Origin of the sequence: Flavobacterium crocinum (assembly GCF_003122385.1) — a bacterium.
Classification (GTDB): domain Bacteria; phylum Bacteroidota; class Bacteroidia; order Flavobacteriales; family Flavobacteriaceae; genus Flavobacterium; species Flavobacterium crocinum.
Map to the genome: position 1 here is coordinate 384,306 of NZ_CP029255.1, position 17,631 is coordinate 401,936.

Annotated in this window: 16 protein-coding genes; 1 reads left to right on the forward strand and 15 read right to left on the reverse strand. The window is 32.6% G+C overall.

Going from position 1 to position 17,631, the window contains the following annotated elements:
• Positions 1–7 precede the first annotated feature (7 nt).
• The 9 genes from HYN56_RS01845 to HYN56_RS01885 all read right to left on the reverse strand — a co-directional run bounded on the left by HYN56_RS01845 (position 8) and on the right by HYN56_RS01885 (position 10,022).
• Positions 8–1,015, reverse strand: a complete 1,008-nt coding sequence (locus tag HYN56_RS01845) for a mannose-1-phosphate guanylyltransferase (protein WP_109190638.1) — start codon at positions 1,013–1,015, stop codon at positions 8–10.
• A 31-nt stretch (positions 1,016–1,046) separates the two neighbouring features.
• Positions 1,047–2,336, reverse strand: a complete 1,290-nt coding sequence (locus tag HYN56_RS01850) for a nucleotide sugar dehydrogenase (RefSeq protein WP_109190639.1) — start codon at positions 2,334–2,336, stop codon at positions 1,047–1,049.
• Positions 2,337–2,618: 282 nt separating this feature from the next.
• The gene (locus tag HYN56_RS01855) at positions 2,619–3,083 is read right to left on the reverse strand and encodes a UpxY family transcription antiterminator (RefSeq protein ID WP_109190640.1); all 465 of its coding nucleotides are present in this window, start codon (positions 3,081–3,083) and stop codon (positions 2,619–2,621) included.
• Between the two features lie 73 nt (positions 3,084–3,156).
• The gene (locus tag HYN56_RS01860; RefSeq protein ID WP_109190641.1) at positions 3,157–4,548 is read right to left on the reverse strand and encodes a UDP-glucose 6-dehydrogenase; all 1,392 of its coding nucleotides are present in this window, start codon (positions 4,546–4,548) and stop codon (positions 3,157–3,159) included.
• A gap of 25 nt (positions 4,549–4,573) precedes the next feature.
• Entirely contained in the window at positions 4,574–5,557 is a 984-nt protein-coding gene (locus tag HYN56_RS01865; RefSeq protein ID WP_109190642.1) for an SDR family oxidoreductase, read from the reverse strand.
• A 10-nt stretch (positions 5,558–5,567) separates the two neighbouring features.
• Positions 5,568–8,015: a polysaccharide biosynthesis tyrosine autokinase gene (locus HYN56_RS01870; protein WP_109190643.1), complete on the reverse strand. Its 2,448-nt coding sequence runs from the start codon at positions 8,013–8,015 to the stop codon at positions 5,568–5,570.
• 13 nt (positions 8,016–8,028) lie between these two features.
• The gene (locus tag HYN56_RS01875; protein ID WP_109190644.1) at positions 8,029–8,823 is read right to left on the reverse strand and encodes a polysaccharide biosynthesis/export family protein; all 795 of its coding nucleotides are present in this window, start codon (positions 8,821–8,823) and stop codon (positions 8,029–8,031) included.
• 71 nt (positions 8,824–8,894) lie between these two features.
• Positions 8,895–9,515, reverse strand: a complete 621-nt coding sequence (gene recR / locus HYN56_RS01880) for a recombination mediator RecR (protein ID WP_109190645.1) — start codon at positions 9,513–9,515, stop codon at positions 8,895–8,897.
• Positions 9,516–9,656: 141 nt separating this feature from the next.
• On the reverse strand, positions 9,657–10,022 hold the full coding sequence (locus HYN56_RS01885; RefSeq protein ID WP_109190646.1) for a CoA-binding protein: 366 nt from the start codon (positions 10,020–10,022) through the stop codon (positions 9,657–9,659).
• Positions 10,023–10,175: 153 nt separating this feature from the next.
• Between HYN56_RS01885 and HYN56_RS01890 the strand changes: the two genes are divergently transcribed.
• Complete coding sequence (locus tag HYN56_RS01890; protein ID WP_109190647.1) at positions 10,176–10,802, forward strand: MarC family NAAT transporter; 627 nt, start codon at positions 10,176–10,178, stop codon at positions 10,800–10,802.
• A 77-nt stretch (positions 10,803–10,879) separates the two neighbouring features.
• Here the strand turns inward: HYN56_RS01890 and ctlX are convergent, their stop codons facing one another.
• The 6 genes from ctlX to rplQ all read right to left on the reverse strand — a co-directional run bounded on the left by ctlX (position 10,880) and on the right by rplQ (position 17,582).
• Complete coding sequence (gene ctlX, locus HYN56_RS01895; protein WP_109190648.1) at positions 10,880–11,815, reverse strand: citrulline utilization hydrolase CtlX; 936 nt, start codon at positions 11,813–11,815, stop codon at positions 10,880–10,882.
• 106 nt (positions 11,816–11,921) lie between these two features.
• The gene (locus HYN56_RS01900) at positions 11,922–12,836 is read right to left on the reverse strand and encodes a dimethylarginine dimethylaminohydrolase family protein (protein WP_109190649.1); all 915 of its coding nucleotides are present in this window, start codon (positions 12,834–12,836) and stop codon (positions 11,922–11,924) included.
• Positions 12,837–12,898: 62 nt separating this feature from the next.
• Entirely contained in the window at positions 12,899–14,176 is a 1,278-nt protein-coding gene (locus HYN56_RS01905; RefSeq protein ID WP_109190650.1) for a citrate synthase, read from the reverse strand.
• 153 nt (positions 14,177–14,329) lie between these two features.
• Positions 14,330–15,622, reverse strand: a complete 1,293-nt coding sequence (gene eno, locus HYN56_RS01910; RefSeq protein ID WP_109190651.1) for a phosphopyruvate hydratase — start codon at positions 15,620–15,622, stop codon at positions 14,330–14,332.
• Between the two features lie 111 nt (positions 15,623–15,733).
• Positions 15,734–16,843, reverse strand: a complete 1,110-nt coding sequence (gene carA, locus HYN56_RS01915; protein WP_109190652.1) for a glutamine-hydrolyzing carbamoyl-phosphate synthase small subunit — start codon at positions 16,841–16,843, stop codon at positions 15,734–15,736.
• Positions 16,844–17,090: 247 nt separating this feature from the next.
• A complete protein-coding gene (rplQ, locus tag HYN56_RS01920) occupies positions 17,091–17,582 on the reverse strand; it encodes a 50S ribosomal protein L17 (protein WP_109190653.1) in 492 nt (163 codons plus the stop codon).
• Between the last annotated feature and the right edge of the window lie 49 nt (positions 17,583–17,631).

Sequence of the window (17,631 nt, forward strand, 5' to 3'; positions counted from 1 at the left end):
ATTGTTTCTAGTTAAGTAATTCAGAATTTTGTTTTTCTAATTCACTGTAGATGTCTTTAACATCTTGTGAATTTTCTTTTTGCAAAATTAAATTTGCTGTCTCAGTATAAACAAAAATTGTGTTTTTTAATCCTAAGAAAGTCGTATGCTTATCACATCCAATTACCATATTGCCATTAGCATCAGTCAAATGTCCTTTTGAGTTTAGATAATCATAAACAGATTCAAAAGAACCTAAATCAGACCATGAAAAGGAAGCAGGCACCACCTTGATTTTTTTACTTCTTTCCATCACAGCATAATCTATACTGATAGAAGGAATCTCCATTGATAAATCTAAATCTAAAAACCCATCTTTACTTCCTTCCCATACTGTTTTAGATTTTTCATACACATCCGGTTGAAATTTCTTCAACTCTTCCAAAAGAACATTTGCTTTAAAACAAAACATTCCACTATTCCATAAAAAATTGCCTTTTGCTATGAATTCTTTTGCAGTAGTTTCATTTGGTTTTTCGCGGAAAGAAATAACATTATCTCCATCTGCTTCTATATAGCCATATCCAGTTTCAGGCTTGGTAGGAATAACTCCAAAAGTTACGATAAATCCTTCATTGGCCTTAGAAACAGCTTCAGAAATGGCTTGATTATAATTCTCCATTTGATCTATAATATGATCTGAGGGAGTTATAATTAAAATATCATCCGGATTTGATGCAAACGCCGCAAAAGCAATTGCAGCCGCAGTATTTCTTGGAGTTGCTTCAATAATATTAACATAGGAGGTATTGGTTTTATCCATTACTTTCCCACTAAGTTGATGATTATCTACATTTCCGACAACCATTACTTTATTTGCTAAATGACTATTTCTTTCAACTGTCATTTCAAATAAAGATTTGCCTTCAAATATTTCAAGATATTGCTTTGGACGGCTTTTGCGAGAAAGTGGCCACAAACGACTTCCAACTCCTCCTGTAAGAATTACATGTGTAATAGATTTATCTGAACTCATATATTTTAAATAAAAAAAGGAATTTAAAAAACTAAAGCCTATTATCAGCTAAAGTTCCTAAAATTCCTTTTACGTCATAAATTAAACTTTTATCTTTTTGTAAATTTGAGAAATTAATATCAAGAAATTCTGAGTGAGCAACACCTAGTACTAAAGCATCAAATTTTTCTGTCGGTAAAGTATTTACCGTTTCTAACTTGTACTCTCTCTTCACTTCATCAATATTTGCAAGAGGATCAAAAATAGTAACTGCAATTCCGTAATCTTTTAAAGCTTTTATTACGTCTACAATTTTAGTATTTCTAACATCAGGACAGTTTTCCTTAAACGTTATTCCTAACATTAAAAGATTCGCTCCATTTACTGAAATTCCTTTTTTGATCATTAGCTTCACTATCTGCGAAGCCACATATTCTCCCATACTGTCATTTAAACGTCTTCCTGCTAAAATTATTTCAGGATGATAACCGAATTCTTGCGCTCTTTGTGCTAAATAATAAGGATCCACACCAATGCAATGTCCGCCAACAAGTCCTGGTTTAAACGGTAGAAAATTCCACTTTGTAGCTGCAGCTGTTAATACTTCTTGTGTATCAATATTCATTAAGTTAAATATCTTAGCTAATTCATTTACAAAAGCTATATTAATATCACGCTGTGAATTCTCAATAACCTTTGCTGCTTCTGCAACTTTTATTGTTGGGGCTAAATGTGTTCCTGCCGTAATAACTGATTTGTACAACTCATCTACTTTTATTCCTATTTCAGGAGTAGAACCAGAGGTAACTTTCAATATTTTTTCTACAGTATGTTCTTTATCTCCGGGATTTATTCTTTCTGGGGAATATCCCGCGAAAAAATCTTCATTAAATTTTAAACCTGAAACTCGTTCTAAAACCGGTACACATTGCTCTTCTGTAACACCTGGGTACACAGTAGACTCGTAAACAACAATATCTCCTTTTTTCAAAACCTTTCCAACTGTCTCACTTGACTTGTATAAAGGAGTCAGATCTGGTCTGTTATTTCTATCAACTGGTGTCGGAACGGTAACTATATAGTAATTGCAGTTTTCAATATCAACCAGTGACGTTGTACAAAACAATCCGTTTTTTTCACTTGGATTTTCAACCAAGACATCTTGTAAGACATCATCTTCAACCTCTAAAGTAGTGTCTGTTCCGGATTTTAGAGAATTGACTCTTGATTCATTAATATCAAAGCCAACAACTGAATATTTTGTTGCAAATAATCGGGCTAAAGGCAAACCAACATAGCCCAAACCAATAACCGCAATTTTAACATTATCTTTCAATTTCATTTTTTTAATTTATTTAGGTCATTAAAACTCACGGCTTCGCCGCTCCGAGTCCCATTATTTGGTCCCAGCTACCTAAATTAATCATTTTCGGCAAATATAGTATAATAACTCTAGTTATTCAATACGGTTTCCCGTAATCCTTAAAAACAAATTGTTAACAAAAAAGCACTATAACACAATACCTTATTAATCAGGATGTAAATAATTACTTTATAAAAAAAACAGAAGAAAAAAAACCTAAAAAAGATTTTCTCTTCTGTTAATTTTAATGAAATAACGTTGTTATTTATATTTTATTTTCAAAACGCATCCTAAAGTTTCCAATACTAGTATGTAATAATTATTAGAAATTTCCTGAACAATCGCATTTTGATTACTAAACGCCCCAGATTCTAGTTTAATTCTGTCTCCAACCTGAATAGTTGAAACAGATACATCACTTATATTAGGAGCTTTAAGACTTGTTTTTATTGCTTCGATTTCTTCGTTTTTTACAATAGCAGGTTTCCCTAACCAGAATAAATACCTGACAACTCCAGCAACTTGAAAAACCGAGTTTCTTTCAGAATCTGCTAACTGAACAAAAACATAAGAGCTAAAAAGCGGTATTTCTATCTTCTTTTTTCGATCTGTCCATTGCTTAATTTGAGTAATTAAGGGGCAATAGCATTCAATTCCAGCTTGTTTAAGTTTATCAGCAACTTTTTTCTCCCATTTCGGTTTTGTATAAACTACGTACCAATTCATTTTTCTATTTATAACGAAGTAAAATTAATCACTACTTCACATTTCACATCATTTCACTCCTTATAAAATCCACTTAGGAACCTATACCATTGTAGACAAAACCAATTGATTCTAATTCTTTAGCATTCAAAATATTTCTTCCGTCGAAAACAAAAGCCGGTTTATGCATTGAATCATAAATCTTTTGCCAATCATAAGTTGTAAATTCATCCCATTCGGTTAAAACTGCAACTGCATGCGCTCCGTTACATGCCTGATAAGCACTTTCGAATACATTTAAGAATTCATTATTATCTTTCTCGCTTCTCGTTTCAAGATAATTTAAATCTGCCAGCATTTTAGTTCTTGAAACTTTTGGATCGTAAACTGAAATTTTAGCCTGCTCATTAATCAAATCATCTGCCACATAGATTGCTGCTGACTCTCTGGTATCATTTGTATCTTTTTTGAAAGCCCACCCTAAAAATGCAATTTTCTTATCAGCTACAGTATTGTATAATGTTTGGACAATTTTATTAGAAAATCTTCTTTTTTGATGGTCATTCATAACAATAACCTGCTCCCAATAATCTGCAACTTCACTTAATCCATATGACTTAGCAATGTAAACCAAATTTAAAATATCTTTTTGAAAGCATGAACCTCCGAAACCTACAGATGCTTTTAGGAATTTTGGACCAATTCTACTATCCATTCCAATTGCTTTAGCAACCTCATTTACGTCTGCTCCGGTTTTTTCACATAATTCAGACATCGCATTAATAGACGAAATACGTTGTGCTAAAAAAGCATTAGCCGTAAGCTTAGACAATTCTGAAGACCATACATTTGTTGTTAAAATTCTATCTTTACTTACCCAGTTTGCATAAACATTTAATAGCGCTTCTATTGCTTCTTCTCCTTCAGGAGTTGTATCTCCTCCAATCAAAATTCTATCCGGATTTAACAAATCAGTAACAGCTGTTCCCTCTGCTAAAAATTCAGGATTAGATAGTATTTGAAACTGAACTCCATTTCCTGTATTATCTAATATACTTTTAATAGCTTCTGCAGTTCTTACTGGTAAAGTAGATTTTTCTACTACAATTTTATTCTGCTTTGCTACTCTCGCAATTTGTCTTGCACACAATTCAATATATTTTAAATCAGCTGCCATTCCTTTTCCTTTTCCATAAGTTTTGGTTGGCGTGTTTACTGAAATAAATATCATCTGAGCTTCATCTATTGCCTTATCAACATCAGTAGAGAAGAATAAATTTCTTCCTCTTGCTTCTGCTACAATTTCCGAAAGTCCCGGTTCATAAATTGGAATATTTTCTGGATTAGGATCGTTCCAGTCGGCAATTCTTTGTTCATTTAAATCGACAACTCTAACCTGAATATCCGGGCATTTTTGTGCAATAACTGCCATTGTTGGTCCACCAACATATCCTGCACCTATGCAGCAAATCTTTGTAATTTTCATTGATCTATTATTATCTTGATCTTATTTATTTTAAATTATTCCAATACCACTCAACCGCTTCTTTCAAACCATCTTGCAAAGAATATTTTGGATTATATCCTAAACGAGTTTTTGCTTTTTCAATACTTGCCAGCGAGTGCGGAATATCTCCTACTCTATTTTCCCCATATATAACAGGAACATCTTTTATTTTTGAATCAAACTCAGACAAATATTCTTTTAAATATTTAACTAAATCGTTCAGTGTTTTCCTGTCTCCGAATGCAGTATTATAAACTGAATTAACAGCAGCCGGATTTTGAGAAGTCATAGCCAATTCGTTCATTTGAATTACATTGTCTATGTATGTAAAATCACGAGAATAATTACCGTCTCCATTAATTACGGGACTTTCATAATTCATAAATTGCTTCACAAATTTAGGTATAACCGCCGCATAAGCCCCATTTGGATCTTGTTTTCTTCCAAAGACATTAAAATAGCGCAATCCTATTGTTTCTAATCCGTATGTTTTGCTGAAAATTTCCGCATACAACTCATTTACATATTTAGTAATTGCATATGGCGATAATGGCTTTCCTATTACATCTTCTACTTTTGGCAACCCTTGAGAATCTCCATAAGTCGAAGAACTAGCTGCATAAACAAAACGTTTTACTTTTGCATCACGAGCTGCTGTAAGCATATTTAAAAATCCAGAAACATTAACATCATTTGTTGTTATTGGGTCTTTTATCGATCGTGGAACAGAACCTAAAGCTGCCTGATGTAAAACATAATCTGCTCCTTCTACTGCCAAAACACAATCTTCCAGTTTTCGAATATCTCCTTCAATTAATCTAAAATCAGGATTATTTAAAAAATCTTTTAAATTGTGTCTATGCCCTGTCGAAAAATTATCAAGACAAACCACTTTATAACCTGATGCTAAAAAATACTCCGTCAAATTTGACCCTATAAATCCAGCTCCACCAGTAATTAAAATTGTATTTTTTATCGAGTTTCCCATTTGCAAAAGATTAACTTTTTCTAAATCTGTTTAAAAGTGTTTTCCAAAAGGAAAGCTTCACTTCTTCTTCATGATAGCCATTTGAATAAGCCCCATAGCCATATCCGTACCCATAAGTACCTCCATACTTTGCTTTGTTCTCATAACCGTTTAATACAATACTAACATTGGTTAATTCACCACGTTTTACTCTATTATTTAACAACGTTATCATATCTTTTTTGGTATAATTCTGTCTTACAATATACAATACAACATCTGAAAACTGAACTAATTCTAAAGAATCTGAAACCAAACCAACAGGAGGTGTATCCAAAATCACATAATCGTACTTTTGCTTCAACTCATCAATTAATTCTTTCATCGCATCACTTAAAATAAGCTCTGAAGGATTTGGAGGAATTGGCCCTGAAAGTATTACATCTAAATTTGGAATAGGCGTTGAATTAGTTATTTCTACCAAACTATTCTGCTTTATCAAGTAATTAACAACTCCAAGAGGCGTTGTTAATCCAAATTCATCCGCCAATCTTGGTTTTCTTAAATCCAAACCGACAATTACAGTTTTCTTTTCACTTAAAGCAAAAACAGTCGCAATATTGATAGAACAAAATGTTTTTCCCTCACCACTTATTGAAGAAGTAATCATTAATGTTTTTGAACCGCTTAACTGTTGTTTTTTATATAGAAACTGAAGAGAAGAACGTATTCCTCTAAAGGCTTCAGAAAGTGCTGATTTTGGTTTATCAAACACAGCTAAATTAACAGAATCTTTATTCAAACCAACCACACCAAGCAACGGTATATTGGTTAGTTTACTAATGTCATCTGTATTCTGAATAGAGTTATTGATAAAGAAAATCCCTAATACAAATAACAAAGGAATTAAAACACCTAAAAACAAAGCCATTACATAATTAACAGATGTTTTAGGCCCTATTAAACCTCCACCGATATCTTTTGCAGAATCAACAAAATGAATGTCTGATAAATTTGATGCTTTGACTATTTCTGCCTCGTTCCTCTTTTGAAGAAATTCAGTATAAATATTATCATTTAAATCATATTTTCTTTTGATTTTCAATAGTTCTTGTTGCTCTACAGGAAGTTTACGAACTGTACTTTCTGCCTGACCGATTTTTGCATTTACCAACGATAAATCATATAATAAAGAAGACTTTGCTGTAACAATATTCTCTTGAAGAACATTTTTTATTGCTTGCATCTGGTTATCAAAATCTTTGAATATTTTTTCACTTTTTACCGCATAAGCCATTTCCGATCTCTGAGTAGAAAGCGCAATAAGTTTCGAAACACTTGCAACAATATTTGGATCTTCAATTCCCGCAACTGAAGGTGCCGGCAATCTGGAATAATCTCCACTACTGTTTAAATACAATTTCAATGAGTTATAGTAGGCTATTTTGCGAGTAATTTCATCTTTTTCAACATCAAAATTCATTATTTTGTCTGAAACTCTAGCACCGCCATCTTCAATTTGAAAAATGTTTTTATCTTTTTGAAAAGTTTTTAATTCATTTCCAGTTTGTTTTAACTGAGATTCCATTGCAACCAAAGTGCTATCAATAAATCGGATTGTATTTGTCGCAAACTGGTTTTTGCTATCAAGCTGTATTTTTATTAGCATTTTTACAGTAGCATTCAAATAATCTACCATCCTTGCTTTATTGGTTCCCTGCATTGACAAATTTAGTATAGATGCACTTCCTCTATCTACATCTACACTCAATCCTCTGTATCCGGAAACCGTTCCATCAAAATCATTAAACCTGACAAAATATTCTTTCCCTTTATAAAAACCCGGATTATCATTTATCTGAAGCTTCCAGTTTAAAAAAGGGAGATTAACAAGTTCCCCAACTTTATATTTTTTCAAAAAACTTCCTAATTGTACAGAAGTATTACTGTAAGTATTATTGCTGTAAGTAATTAAAGAAACCGAATTACTTTCAAAAGGAACTTCAATTTGGTATACATTTTCAGTTAAGAATTTGATCTTTATTAATGTATTAGCTAACTGCCCTTTTGTTTTATCTATATCAACGTAAAATGGAACAGCACCATATGAATCAATCAAATTATATTTTCCTTGCTCTAAATAATCAATGTAAAATTGGAGTTTATCTACAACTAATTCATTATGAGATCTTGATTTTAGAATAGTAGAAATTCCATTTACCTGATCCGAAACTCCCCCCCAATTAAAGACCAGACTTGTATTAGATGTAAAAAATGGATTGCTTTGTTCTTTTATTGAAATCATTGTTTGCATTCCGTAAATCTTCTCTTTGCGGATGTTTACCTGATATGCTATAGTAAATGTGATAATTAAGCTAATAAGAAACCACTTCCAATAGCTAATTATTTTTAACAAAAACCCTTTAAAATCAAAATTCGAATGATTTTCAAAAATGGAAAAATCTTTAATATCTAACATTTTTTAAATCTTTTTAATTTCTTATAATGAGGTAAACTGTTGTCGCCAATGACAATAATGTAATAATAGTTCCAATGGACTGTATTCCGGTTTGTCCGGTTCCCCATGTTTTCTGCCTCAAAGGCTTTACATAAATATAATCATTGGGTTGCAAATAATAATAAGGAGACTTCATGACATTTACATCAGTAAGATCTATATCATTCATCTGAACTCCTGTTGGAGTCTGTCGAATTACTGTTACAGCTTTTCTATTTCCTACTGTCGTAATATCCCCCGCATTTGCAATTGCTTCCAAGATTGTAACATTATCTTTAAATAAAGTTTTTGTACCAGTATTCCCTACTTCTCCATTAATTGTATATCTAAAACCAGCTAATTTTATAGTTACAAAAATATTCGCTTCACTTTTAAAATATTCCTCTAATAATTTCTTTTCGATATTTATACGAACTTCTTCAAGCGTATAGCCTATTACATTTACCTCTCCTAAAATAGGTATTCGGATATTTCCGTGATCATCGACTGTAAATCCATCAAAATACAAATCCGATTCTGCTTTCCCTGCCTGACCACTTTCTGTATTAGTAGTATTGAATATAGAAACCAATTTTGGATCAATTGCTTTTATATTTATACTCAAAACATCATTAACCTGCAATCGATACGGTTTAGATCCTACTGCAGCAATAGCTGTCTGATCGTTTGAAGTACTTTTATCCTGAAGATAAACCAAATCTTTTATCGGAATACAAGAAGTAAATAATACCGAAATTAACAAGAATAGATAAAAGCTCTTTTGTGTCATTAGTTTGATTTTAGCGCAAATATAGTCTTTCCTCCAATGTCTGAAAAAACTAACTTTTATTTGGGGTTTAATTAATTATTTTTAAAAGTTTTTTCAAAAGGAACTCTATGCAAAATACTTCTGCCCAGAGTTACTTCATCAGCATATTCCAGTTCGTCTCCAACAGATATTCCTCGTGCAATTGTTGAAACAGTAATCTCAAGCTCTGCAATTTGTTTATAGATATAAAAATTTGTTGTATCTCCTTCCATAGTTGAGCTTAAAGCGAAAATAATTTCAGTTACTTTTCCTGATTTTGCTTTTTCTACCAGACTCGAAATATTTAACTGATTTGGCCCAACTCCTTCAATTGGTGAAATCTTCCCACCAAGAACATGATAAATACCTTTAAACTGCCCTGTGTTTTCGATTGCCATTACGTCTCGAATATCTTCAACCACACATATCGTTTCATGAGTTCTCAGAACATTAGCACATATCTCACAAATTTGAGTATCTGAAATATTATGACAACTCTCACAAAACTTAATATCTTCACGCATGTTTAACAGTGCCTGCGATAAAAAAGCAGTCTGCTCTTTTGGTTGCTTAAGCAAATGAAGAACCAATCGAAGTGCCGTACGTTTGCCAATACCAGGCAATTGTGACATTTCGTTGACCGCTTTCTCGATTAATTTTGATGAAAATTCCATAACGACAAAAGTACTATTTTAAATGGTTTAGCAGTCATCTGATGCTAAATTCAATTTTAATAAACACTTTCATTTTACAAGATTAGTCAATTAAATCAAAATTATATCAATTGCAAAAATTTTAAACTAACCAAAACCTTACTAATATTGGTTTGTAGCTAATAAAACAAGAGTACATGCCACTTCTACCTGAATATCATTTAGCTCTAATAATTGGTATAATTCAGGATTTTCTGTTCCTGGATTAAAAACAACTCGCTTTGGCTTTGCTTCAATAATATAATTGTAATAATCTCTTTGACGAACAGGATTTAAATACAAGGTAATTGTATCTATATTTTTAACCGGTATTGTTTTAGTCTGAATTTTGACACCTGCAACTTCTCCTGCTTTTTGTCCAATCGCTAAAACCGAATGTCCTTTTCCAACTAACATATTTACTGCTCTATAAGAATAACGCTCAGGATTTGTTGAAGCACCTATAACTAATGTTTTTTTACTTTTCATTATTTTCATTTAGACTGCAAAAGTAATCAAAAAGAACGATTTTACCTTTATGTATTTGATTCAGAATCCATAACAATAAAAACATTATCCTAACATAATTATACCAAAAGACATCAAAAAATAACTATTTTTACTTTATTAACCCCAGACTATATGGAATTATTTATTTACTTATTTGCCGCCTTATTTTCGGTATTAAACCCAATTGGCACTGTACCAATCTTCGTAGGATTAACGCAACATGATTCGCAAAAAGAAAGATCCAGAATCTCACTTTGGACTGCTATTAATGTTTTTATCATACTGTTGGTTTCTTATTTTATTGGCCAATATGTATTAACTTTTTTCGGAATTAGTATAGACGCTTTAAGAATTGCTGGTGGAATCGTAATTGTAAATTCCGGCTTCTCTCTGCTTTCGGGAAAATTCAATAAAAAACGAGGAATCAATAAAAAAATTGAAAATGAAGCTCAACACAGAAACGATATTGCACTAACACCTTTAGCAATTCCAATGCTTGCTGGTCCGGGTTCAATGTCACTTTTGATTGCTTTTTATCAGGAACATCACGAACTTAATGAAATTATCATTTCTACACTAGCCATCCTTGCTATTGCAGTTGCTATTTTTGCAATTCTAAAAAGCGCTCATTATTTGGCTAGAATATTAGGCGCCTCCGGAATTGTTGCTATTTCCAGAATTGTTGGTTTTATAGTTATTTCAATTGGAATTCAATATATAGTAAGTGCGCTTGTAAATATTATTAAAGGAAATTTTTAGTCAAATAATATTCTAAAAAAGAAAGGGATAAAATCAAGTAATGATTTTATCCCTTTCTTTTTATTTTAATTTTTCATTTAATTTCTCGGCAAGAAAACTTCAGCCATCATACATCTGGCACTTCCGCCGCCACAAGCTTCGATAGTATCAAGACTTGAACTTAGAATTTCTGCATGATTTTCTAATTGCGCAATTTGTTTTGGATTTAAACTTTGATGAGCAGATGCACTCATAACAATATATCTTTTATCCTCTTTACCACTAACTTCCAGCATATTTCCGGCAAAATTATTTACCTGATCTTCTGTAATCAAAATAATCTCTTTGCCATCATGCTTAAGATTATCCAGCACCATTTTACGCTCCTTCTTATCATCAATAGAATCTGCACAAATAACAGCAAAAGTTTCACCCAAGCACATCATTACATTAGTATGATAAATCAGTTTGCGTTCGCCATCAACTGTTTGAAAAGCTTCAAAAATTACCGGAGCATAATCAAAATCCTCACAGAATTCTATAAATAATTCTTCATCGGCTCTTGGAGATAAAGCACAATACGCCTTTCCATTTGCACGATCCAACAGCAAACTTCCTGTTCCTTCCAAGAAAATACCATCTTCTTCTGCAGAGGTATAATCCATTATATTGGTAATTTCAAATCCTTTTTCTTCCAAAGTATCCAAAATATCTTCGCGACGTTCCTGACGACGATTTTCAGCAAACATTGGATACAAAGCAACATCTCCATTTTCATGAAATGAAACCCAATTGTTTGGAAAAATACTATCCGGAGTATCTGTCTCTAAAGTATCTTCAACTACCGTAACATCGACACCAACTGCTCTCAATTTCTCAACGAAAGCATCAAACTCCTGCTGGGCTTTTGCATTTACTGTACTTGGTAACAATCCGTCTAGCACTTTTTGGTAATAATTATTTACGGCTGTCTGTTCATTCATTCTGAAAGCAACTGGCCGAATCATTACTATTGCATTTGTTGTTTGTCTCATCTTTTATATTGTTTTTGTTTGCTTCGCCAATTCGTCCAAAGCCTCGTGTCAGGTTTTAAGTTTCAAGTTTTCGCAGAACGTGAAACCTTAAACTTGAAACAATTATTTAGTCTCTAATTAATGGCAATGTTGAACATCTCAACAAACCTTCTTGTTTTGCAATTTCTGCATACGGAATTTCTTCAACCGTAAAACCATTTGCGCGAAGCCAGTTATTTAATCTTGTAAAATTCTTTTCAGAAACTACAACATCTTTATCAATCGAAAAGACGTTTGAAAACATATTATACATTTCATTTCTCTCGATATGAAACAAATTTTCTTTTCCAAAAAGATTCACTAAATACAAATAGTCAGCTTCTTCCCTAAAACCTCTTTTATAGATAATTCCTTTATCTTTTCCAACAGGCTGAAAACAGCAGTCTAAATGCAAAGCATTATCACGGGCTTCTAATTTCGACTTCACTAAATCAAATTCTTTGACAATTTTATTTGGAAATAATTCCTTAATATAATTAACACCATGCATATTTGTTCTGGCCGTGATATAATCTTTATAGTCACTTCCTTTATAGGTGCCAATAAAAATATGATCATTCCAAAGCATAACATCACCACCTTCAATGTGAACTTCTTCTGGTGGACGTACTACTTTTGAAGGATCAATTTGATCGATTACATATTGAATTGCATCTAATTCACGTTCACGATCCGGCAAAATATTCGATTTCACAAAAACATCATCAATTACAAAACCAATATCTCTGGCAAAAATCTGATTGTAATTTTCAATCATTTCAGGACGATAAACAGTTACATCATATTTTTGGAAAACAGCATTAAAAGCATCCATTTCAGCAACCATATCTTTTTCTACAGGATAAGTTCCCGCCTTAATATGTTCCAATGATTTAGGATCATAAGCTTCCTCAAGTGTTGGAGTCGGCCCATTATGAACAGCAGAACCCAAAACAACAGCACGAAGTCTCGATGTTTCGTTCTTTACATTTAATTGCAACATAACTCTATTATATTTTGAGCAAATATAAAAAAAGCTTCACAGTTAAGTGAAGCTTTCGTTTTTTATTTATTAGACTTGAACTCTCTTAAAGGGTGTCCAGTGTAAATTTGTCTTGGTCTTCCAATTGGCTCTTTGTTTTCACGCATTTCTTTCCATTGCGCAATCCAGCCAGGTAATCTTCCTATAGCAAACATTACTGTAAACATATCAGTAGGAATCCCTAAAGCTCTGTAGATAATTCCAGAGTAGAAATCTACATTTGGATACAAGTTTCTTGATTTGAAGTATTCATCTTCAAGAGCTGCTTTCTCTAATTTTCTTGCGATATCCAAAATCGGATCTTCAACACCTAAAGTTTCTAGTACTTCTGTCGCTGCTTTTTTGATGATTTTAGCTCTTGGGTCAAAGTTTTTGTAAACTCTGTGTCCGAATCCCATCAAACGGAAAGGATCATTTTTATCTTTTGCTTTCGCTAAGAATTTATCAGTGTCTCCACCATCTTTATTAATTTCCTCAAGCATTTCTAATACTGCTTGGTTTGCTCCTCCATGAAGTGGTCCCCATAAAGCAGAAACACCTGCAGAAACTGAAGCAAATAAACCAGCATGAGAAGAACCTACCATTCTTACTGTAGAAGTAGAACAGTTTTGCTCGTGATCAGCATGAAGAATAAATAATTTATCTAATGCATTTACAATAACTGGATTTGCAGCATAAGGACCTGTAGGCAATTTAAACATTAATTGCATAAAGCTTTCTACGTATCCTTTTGTATTATCATAGTAATTTAAAGGATAGCCCATAGATTTTCTATAAGTCCATGTGGCAATCACTAAAAACTTAGCCATTGTTTTACAAATAGCTTCGTACATTTCTTTTTGATTATCAACATTTACCGCTTTAGGATTAAATGCTGTTAAAGCACTTGTTAAAGCTGATAATACTCCCATCGGGTGCGCAGTCTTTGGAAAACCGTCAATAATATTTTTCATTTCTTCGTTTACCAAAGAATGTTTTCTAATATTATTTTCAAAATCTTCTAATTGTGTAGCAGTAGGTAATTCTCCAAAAATCAAAAGATATGAAACCTCTAAGAAACTAGCTTTTTCAGCTAAATCTTCGATTGAATACCCTCTGTAACGTAAAATTCCTTCTTCTCCATCAAGGAAAGTGATTTCACTTGTACAAGACCCTGAGTTTTTGTATCCCGGATCAATTGTAATAAAACCTGTTAAATCACGTAATTTGTTAATATCGATAGCTGATTCATTTTCACTTCCCGTGATTACCGGAAGCTCAATCTTTTTACCATCTATTTCTAATGTAGCTATTTTTGACATAATATCTTGGAAATAATTCTTTAAATAATAATTTACCAAATCTAATGAATTTAAGACTAATTAAAAAAAGAATACTGCTATGAATTTGTTAAAACTCCAAAAAAAAACCATCCGCCGCGGCGGATGGTTTTTTTCAATATATAACTTAAATAATTATTTAATCTTAAAAGCATTTAAACCAGGGAAATAAGCTGTACTTCCTAATTCCTCTTCAATTCTTAATAATTGGTTGTATTTAGCCATACGATCAGAACGAGAAGCAGAACCTGTTTTAATTTGACCACAGTTTAAAGCTACTGCTAAATCTGCGATTGTGTTATCTTCAGTTTCTCCAGAACGGTGAGACATTACAGAAGTATAACCAGCATTTTTAGCCATATTTACAGCTGCAATAGTTTCAGTTAAAGTACCAATTTGGTTTACTTTTACTAAAATTGAATTAGCAATTCCTTTTTCAATTCCTGTAGAAAGACGTGCAACGTTAGTAACAAATAAATCATCACCTACTAATTGTACTTTATCTCCAATTTTTTCAGTTAAAGCTTTCCATCCATCCCAGTCATCTTCATACATACCATCTTCGATAGAGATAATTGGATATTTAGCAGCAAGTTCAGCTAAATAATCAGCTTGTTCTGCAGAAGTTCTAATTTTTCCAGTTTCACCTTCAAATTTAGTGTAGTCGTATTTACCATCTACATAAAACTCAGAAGCAGCACAGTCAAGAGCGATCATAATTTCATCACCGAAAGTATATCCTGCTTTTTCAACTGCTAATTTGATGGTATCTAAAGCATCTTCAGTACCACCAGCCAAGTTTGGAGCAAAACCTCCTTCATCACCAACTGCAGTGCTTAAACCTCTATCATGTAATACTTTTTTCAAACTGTGGAAAATCTCGGTTCCCATTTGCATTGCATGTGTAAAAGAAGTTGCTTTTACCGGGAAAATCATAAACTCCTGGAATGCGATAGGTGCATCAGAGTGAGAACCTCCATTGATGATGTTCATCATCGGAACTGGTAATGTATTAGCAGAAACACCACCTACATATCTGTATAATGGTAATCCAAGTTCATTAGCAGCAGCTTTTGCAGCAGCTAAAGAAACTCCTAAAATAGCATTAGCTCCTAATTTAGATTTGTTTGGAGTTCCATCTAAATCAATCATTAATTGGTCAATTGTGTTTTGTTCGAAAACAGAAGTTCCAACTAATTCTTCAGCAATAACAGTATTTACATTGTTCACTGCATTTAAAACACCTTTACCTAGATAAGCTTTACCTCCATCACGTAATTCAACAGCTTCGTGCTCTCCAGTTGATGCTCCAGATGGAACAGCAGCTCTACCTAAAACTCCATTTTCAGTTACTACATCAACTTCAATAGTAGGATTTCCTCTAGAATCAAGAATTTGTCTTGCGTGAACTTTAATTATAATACTCATTATTTTTGTTTTTTATTAATAAATTATATTTTTTTTTCGAAATTATAAAAATATTTAATACTGTAAACGCATTTTAGTCATTAAACATCTTTATTTATTAACTACATCGTTTTAGGCTTTAGCACTTTTGATGTTCTCCACAAACTGATCAAACAAATAGGATGAATCGTGTGGTCCAGGACTTGCTTCCGGATGATACTGAACTGAGAAACAATTCTTGTTTTTCATTCTCATTCCGGCTACAGTACCATCATTTAAATGCACATGCGTAATTTCTAATTCAGGATGATTATCTAACTGTTCTTTTTTAACAGCAAATCCGTGATTTTGAGAAGTGATTTCACCTTTACCAGTAATGATATTTTTCACAGGATGATTGATACCACGGTGCCCATTAAACATTTTGTAAGTTTCAACACCATTCGCTAAACCAATAACCTGGTGCCCCAAACAAATTCCAAAAAGAGGTTTATTATCTGCTAATATATCTTTCGCAACTTGAATAGCTCCAAACAAAGGATCTGGATCTCCAGGTCCATTTGACAAGAAATACCCATCTGGATTAAATTCAGACATATCTTTATAAGTAGAATTAAAAGGATATACTTTTATATAACAATCTCTTTTTGCAAGATTTCTTAAAATATTCTTTTTAATCCCAAGATCTAAAGCAGAGATTTTATAACTAGCATTTTCATCACCAAAGAAATAGGGTTTAGTAGTAGAAACTTTAGAAGCCAATTCTAAACCTTCCATATTTGGCACATTAGCCAATTCTTTTTTCAAATCTTCAATTGAAGTACCATCTGTACAAATAACAGCATTCATTGCACCATTGTCACGAATGTAACTTACAAGAGCACGAGTATCAACATCAGAAATACAGATTAGATTTTGCTTAGTAAAATAATCTTCTAAGCTTTCAGAAGCATTAGTTCTAGAATAATTAAAACTGAAGTTTTTACAAACCAAACCAGCAATTTTAATACTATCAGATTCTACCTCTTCCTCATTCACACCATAATTTCCGATATGTGTATTTGTAGCCACCATAATTTGACCAAAATAAGAAGGATCAGTAAAAATTTCCTGATATCCTGTCATTCCGGTATTAAAACAAACTTCCCCAAAAGTTTTACCGCTGATACCGATAGATTTTCCGTGAAAAATTGTTCCGTCACTAAGTAATAAAATGGCGCTTTTTCTTGTTGTGTATTTCATTATTTAATTTGTATTGTTTTTTTTATCAAGTTTTCAAACCAAAACAATGGTCTCAAATGTAATTAGATATTTTGCAAATTTACTTCTTTAAAGAAGCTCTTCCAAGATTTTTTAAAACTTTCCTTTGTAAAAATAAAACCTATCATTTTAAATAAGTTACATTTTTAAAGGTTTAAAAAAATCAAAAAAAAAGGATAAACTAAAAATTAGTTTATCCTTTAATATTATAGAATGATTACTCTCATAATTATTCAGAAGCTTCAGTAGTCGTTTCTGATTCAGCAGCAGGGGCTTCAGGAGCAGCAGTTTCAGCTTTTTTAGCTTTACCACCACGACGGCTTTTCGCTTTTTTAACTTCTTTTTTACCTCCGTTGTAAAGTTCATTGAAGTCAACAAGTTCGATCATCGCCATATCAGCGTTATCTCCCAAACGATTTCCAACTTTAATGATACGAGTGTATCCACCTGGACGGTCACCTACTTTAGCAGCAACATCTCTGAACAAATCAGTTACAGCGTATTTGTTACGTAAGTAAGCAAAAACAATACGACGGTTGTGAGTCGTATCCTCTTTTGATTTTGTAATTAAAGGCTCAACGAATTGTTTAAGCGCTTTAGCTTTAGCAACAGTAGTGTTAATACGTTTGTGCTCGATAAGAGAACAAGCCATATTAGCTAACATAGCTTTTCTATGTCCAGTCTGTCTGCTTAAGTGGTTGATTTTTTTTCCGTGTCTCATGACGTGTTTTTTTTATCTTCATCTTGCTACAATCCACCATGGAGAGCAA

What these genes read in the sequence shown, in the direction of transcription:
- HYN56_RS01855 (WP_109190640.1), bottom strand. Translation starts at nt 3,083, where the DNA reads ATGAATTGGTACGTAGTTTATACAAAACCGAAATGGGAGAAAAAAGTT.
- HYN56_RS01900 (WP_109190649.1), bottom strand. Translation starts at nt 12,836, where the DNA reads ATGTTGCAATTAAATGTAAAGAACGAAACATCGAGACTTCGTGCTGTT.
- carA (WP_109190652.1), bottom strand. Translation starts at nt 16,843, where the DNA reads ATGAAATACACAACAAGAAAAAGCGCCATTTTATTACTTAGTGACGGA.
- recR (WP_109190645.1), bottom strand. Translation starts at nt 9,515, where the DNA reads ATGGAATTTTCATCAAAATTAATCGAGAAAGCGGTCAACGAAATGTCA.
- ctlX (WP_109190648.1), bottom strand. Translation starts at nt 11,815, where the DNA reads ATGAGACAAACAACAAATGCAATAGTAATGATTCGGCCAGTTGCTTTC.
- rplQ (WP_109190653.1), bottom strand. Translation starts at nt 17,582, where the DNA reads ATGAGACACGGAAAAAAAATCAACCACTTAAGCAGACAGACTGGACAT.
- HYN56_RS01865 (WP_109190642.1), bottom strand. Translation starts at nt 5,557, where the DNA reads ATGGGAAACTCGATAAAAAATACAATTTTAATTACTGGTGGAGCTGGA.
- HYN56_RS01860 (WP_109190641.1), bottom strand. Translation starts at nt 4,548, where the DNA reads ATGAAAATTACAAAGATTTGCTGCATAGGTGCAGGATATGTTGGTGGA.
- HYN56_RS01850 (WP_109190639.1), bottom strand. Translation starts at nt 2,336, where the DNA reads ATGAAATTGAAAGATAATGTTAAAATTGCGGTTATTGGTTTGGGCTAT.
- HYN56_RS01905 (WP_109190650.1), bottom strand. Translation starts at nt 14,176, where the DNA reads ATGTCAAAAATAGCTACATTAGAAATAGATGGTAAAAAGATTGAGCTT.
- HYN56_RS01885 (WP_109190646.1), bottom strand. Translation starts at nt 10,022, where the DNA reads ATGAAAAGTAAAAAAACATTAGTTATAGGTGCTTCAACAAATCCTGAG.
- HYN56_RS01875 (WP_109190644.1), bottom strand. Translation starts at nt 8,823, where the DNA reads ATGACACAAAAGAGCTTTTATCTATTCTTGTTAATTTCGGTATTATTT.
- eno (WP_109190651.1), bottom strand. Translation starts at nt 15,622, where the DNA reads ATGAGTATTATAATTAAAGTTCACGCAAGACAAATTCTTGATTCTAGA.
- HYN56_RS01870 (WP_109190643.1), bottom strand. Translation starts at nt 8,015, where the DNA reads ATGTTAGATATTAAAGATTTTTCCATTTTTGAAAATCATTCGAATTTT.
- HYN56_RS01845 (WP_109190638.1), bottom strand. Translation starts at nt 1,015, where the DNA reads ATGAGTTCAGATAAATCTATTACACATGTAATTCTTACAGGAGGAGTT.
- HYN56_RS01890 (WP_109190647.1), top strand. Translation starts at nt 10,176, where the DNA reads ATGGAATTATTTATTTACTTATTTGCCGCCTTATTTTCGGTATTAAAC.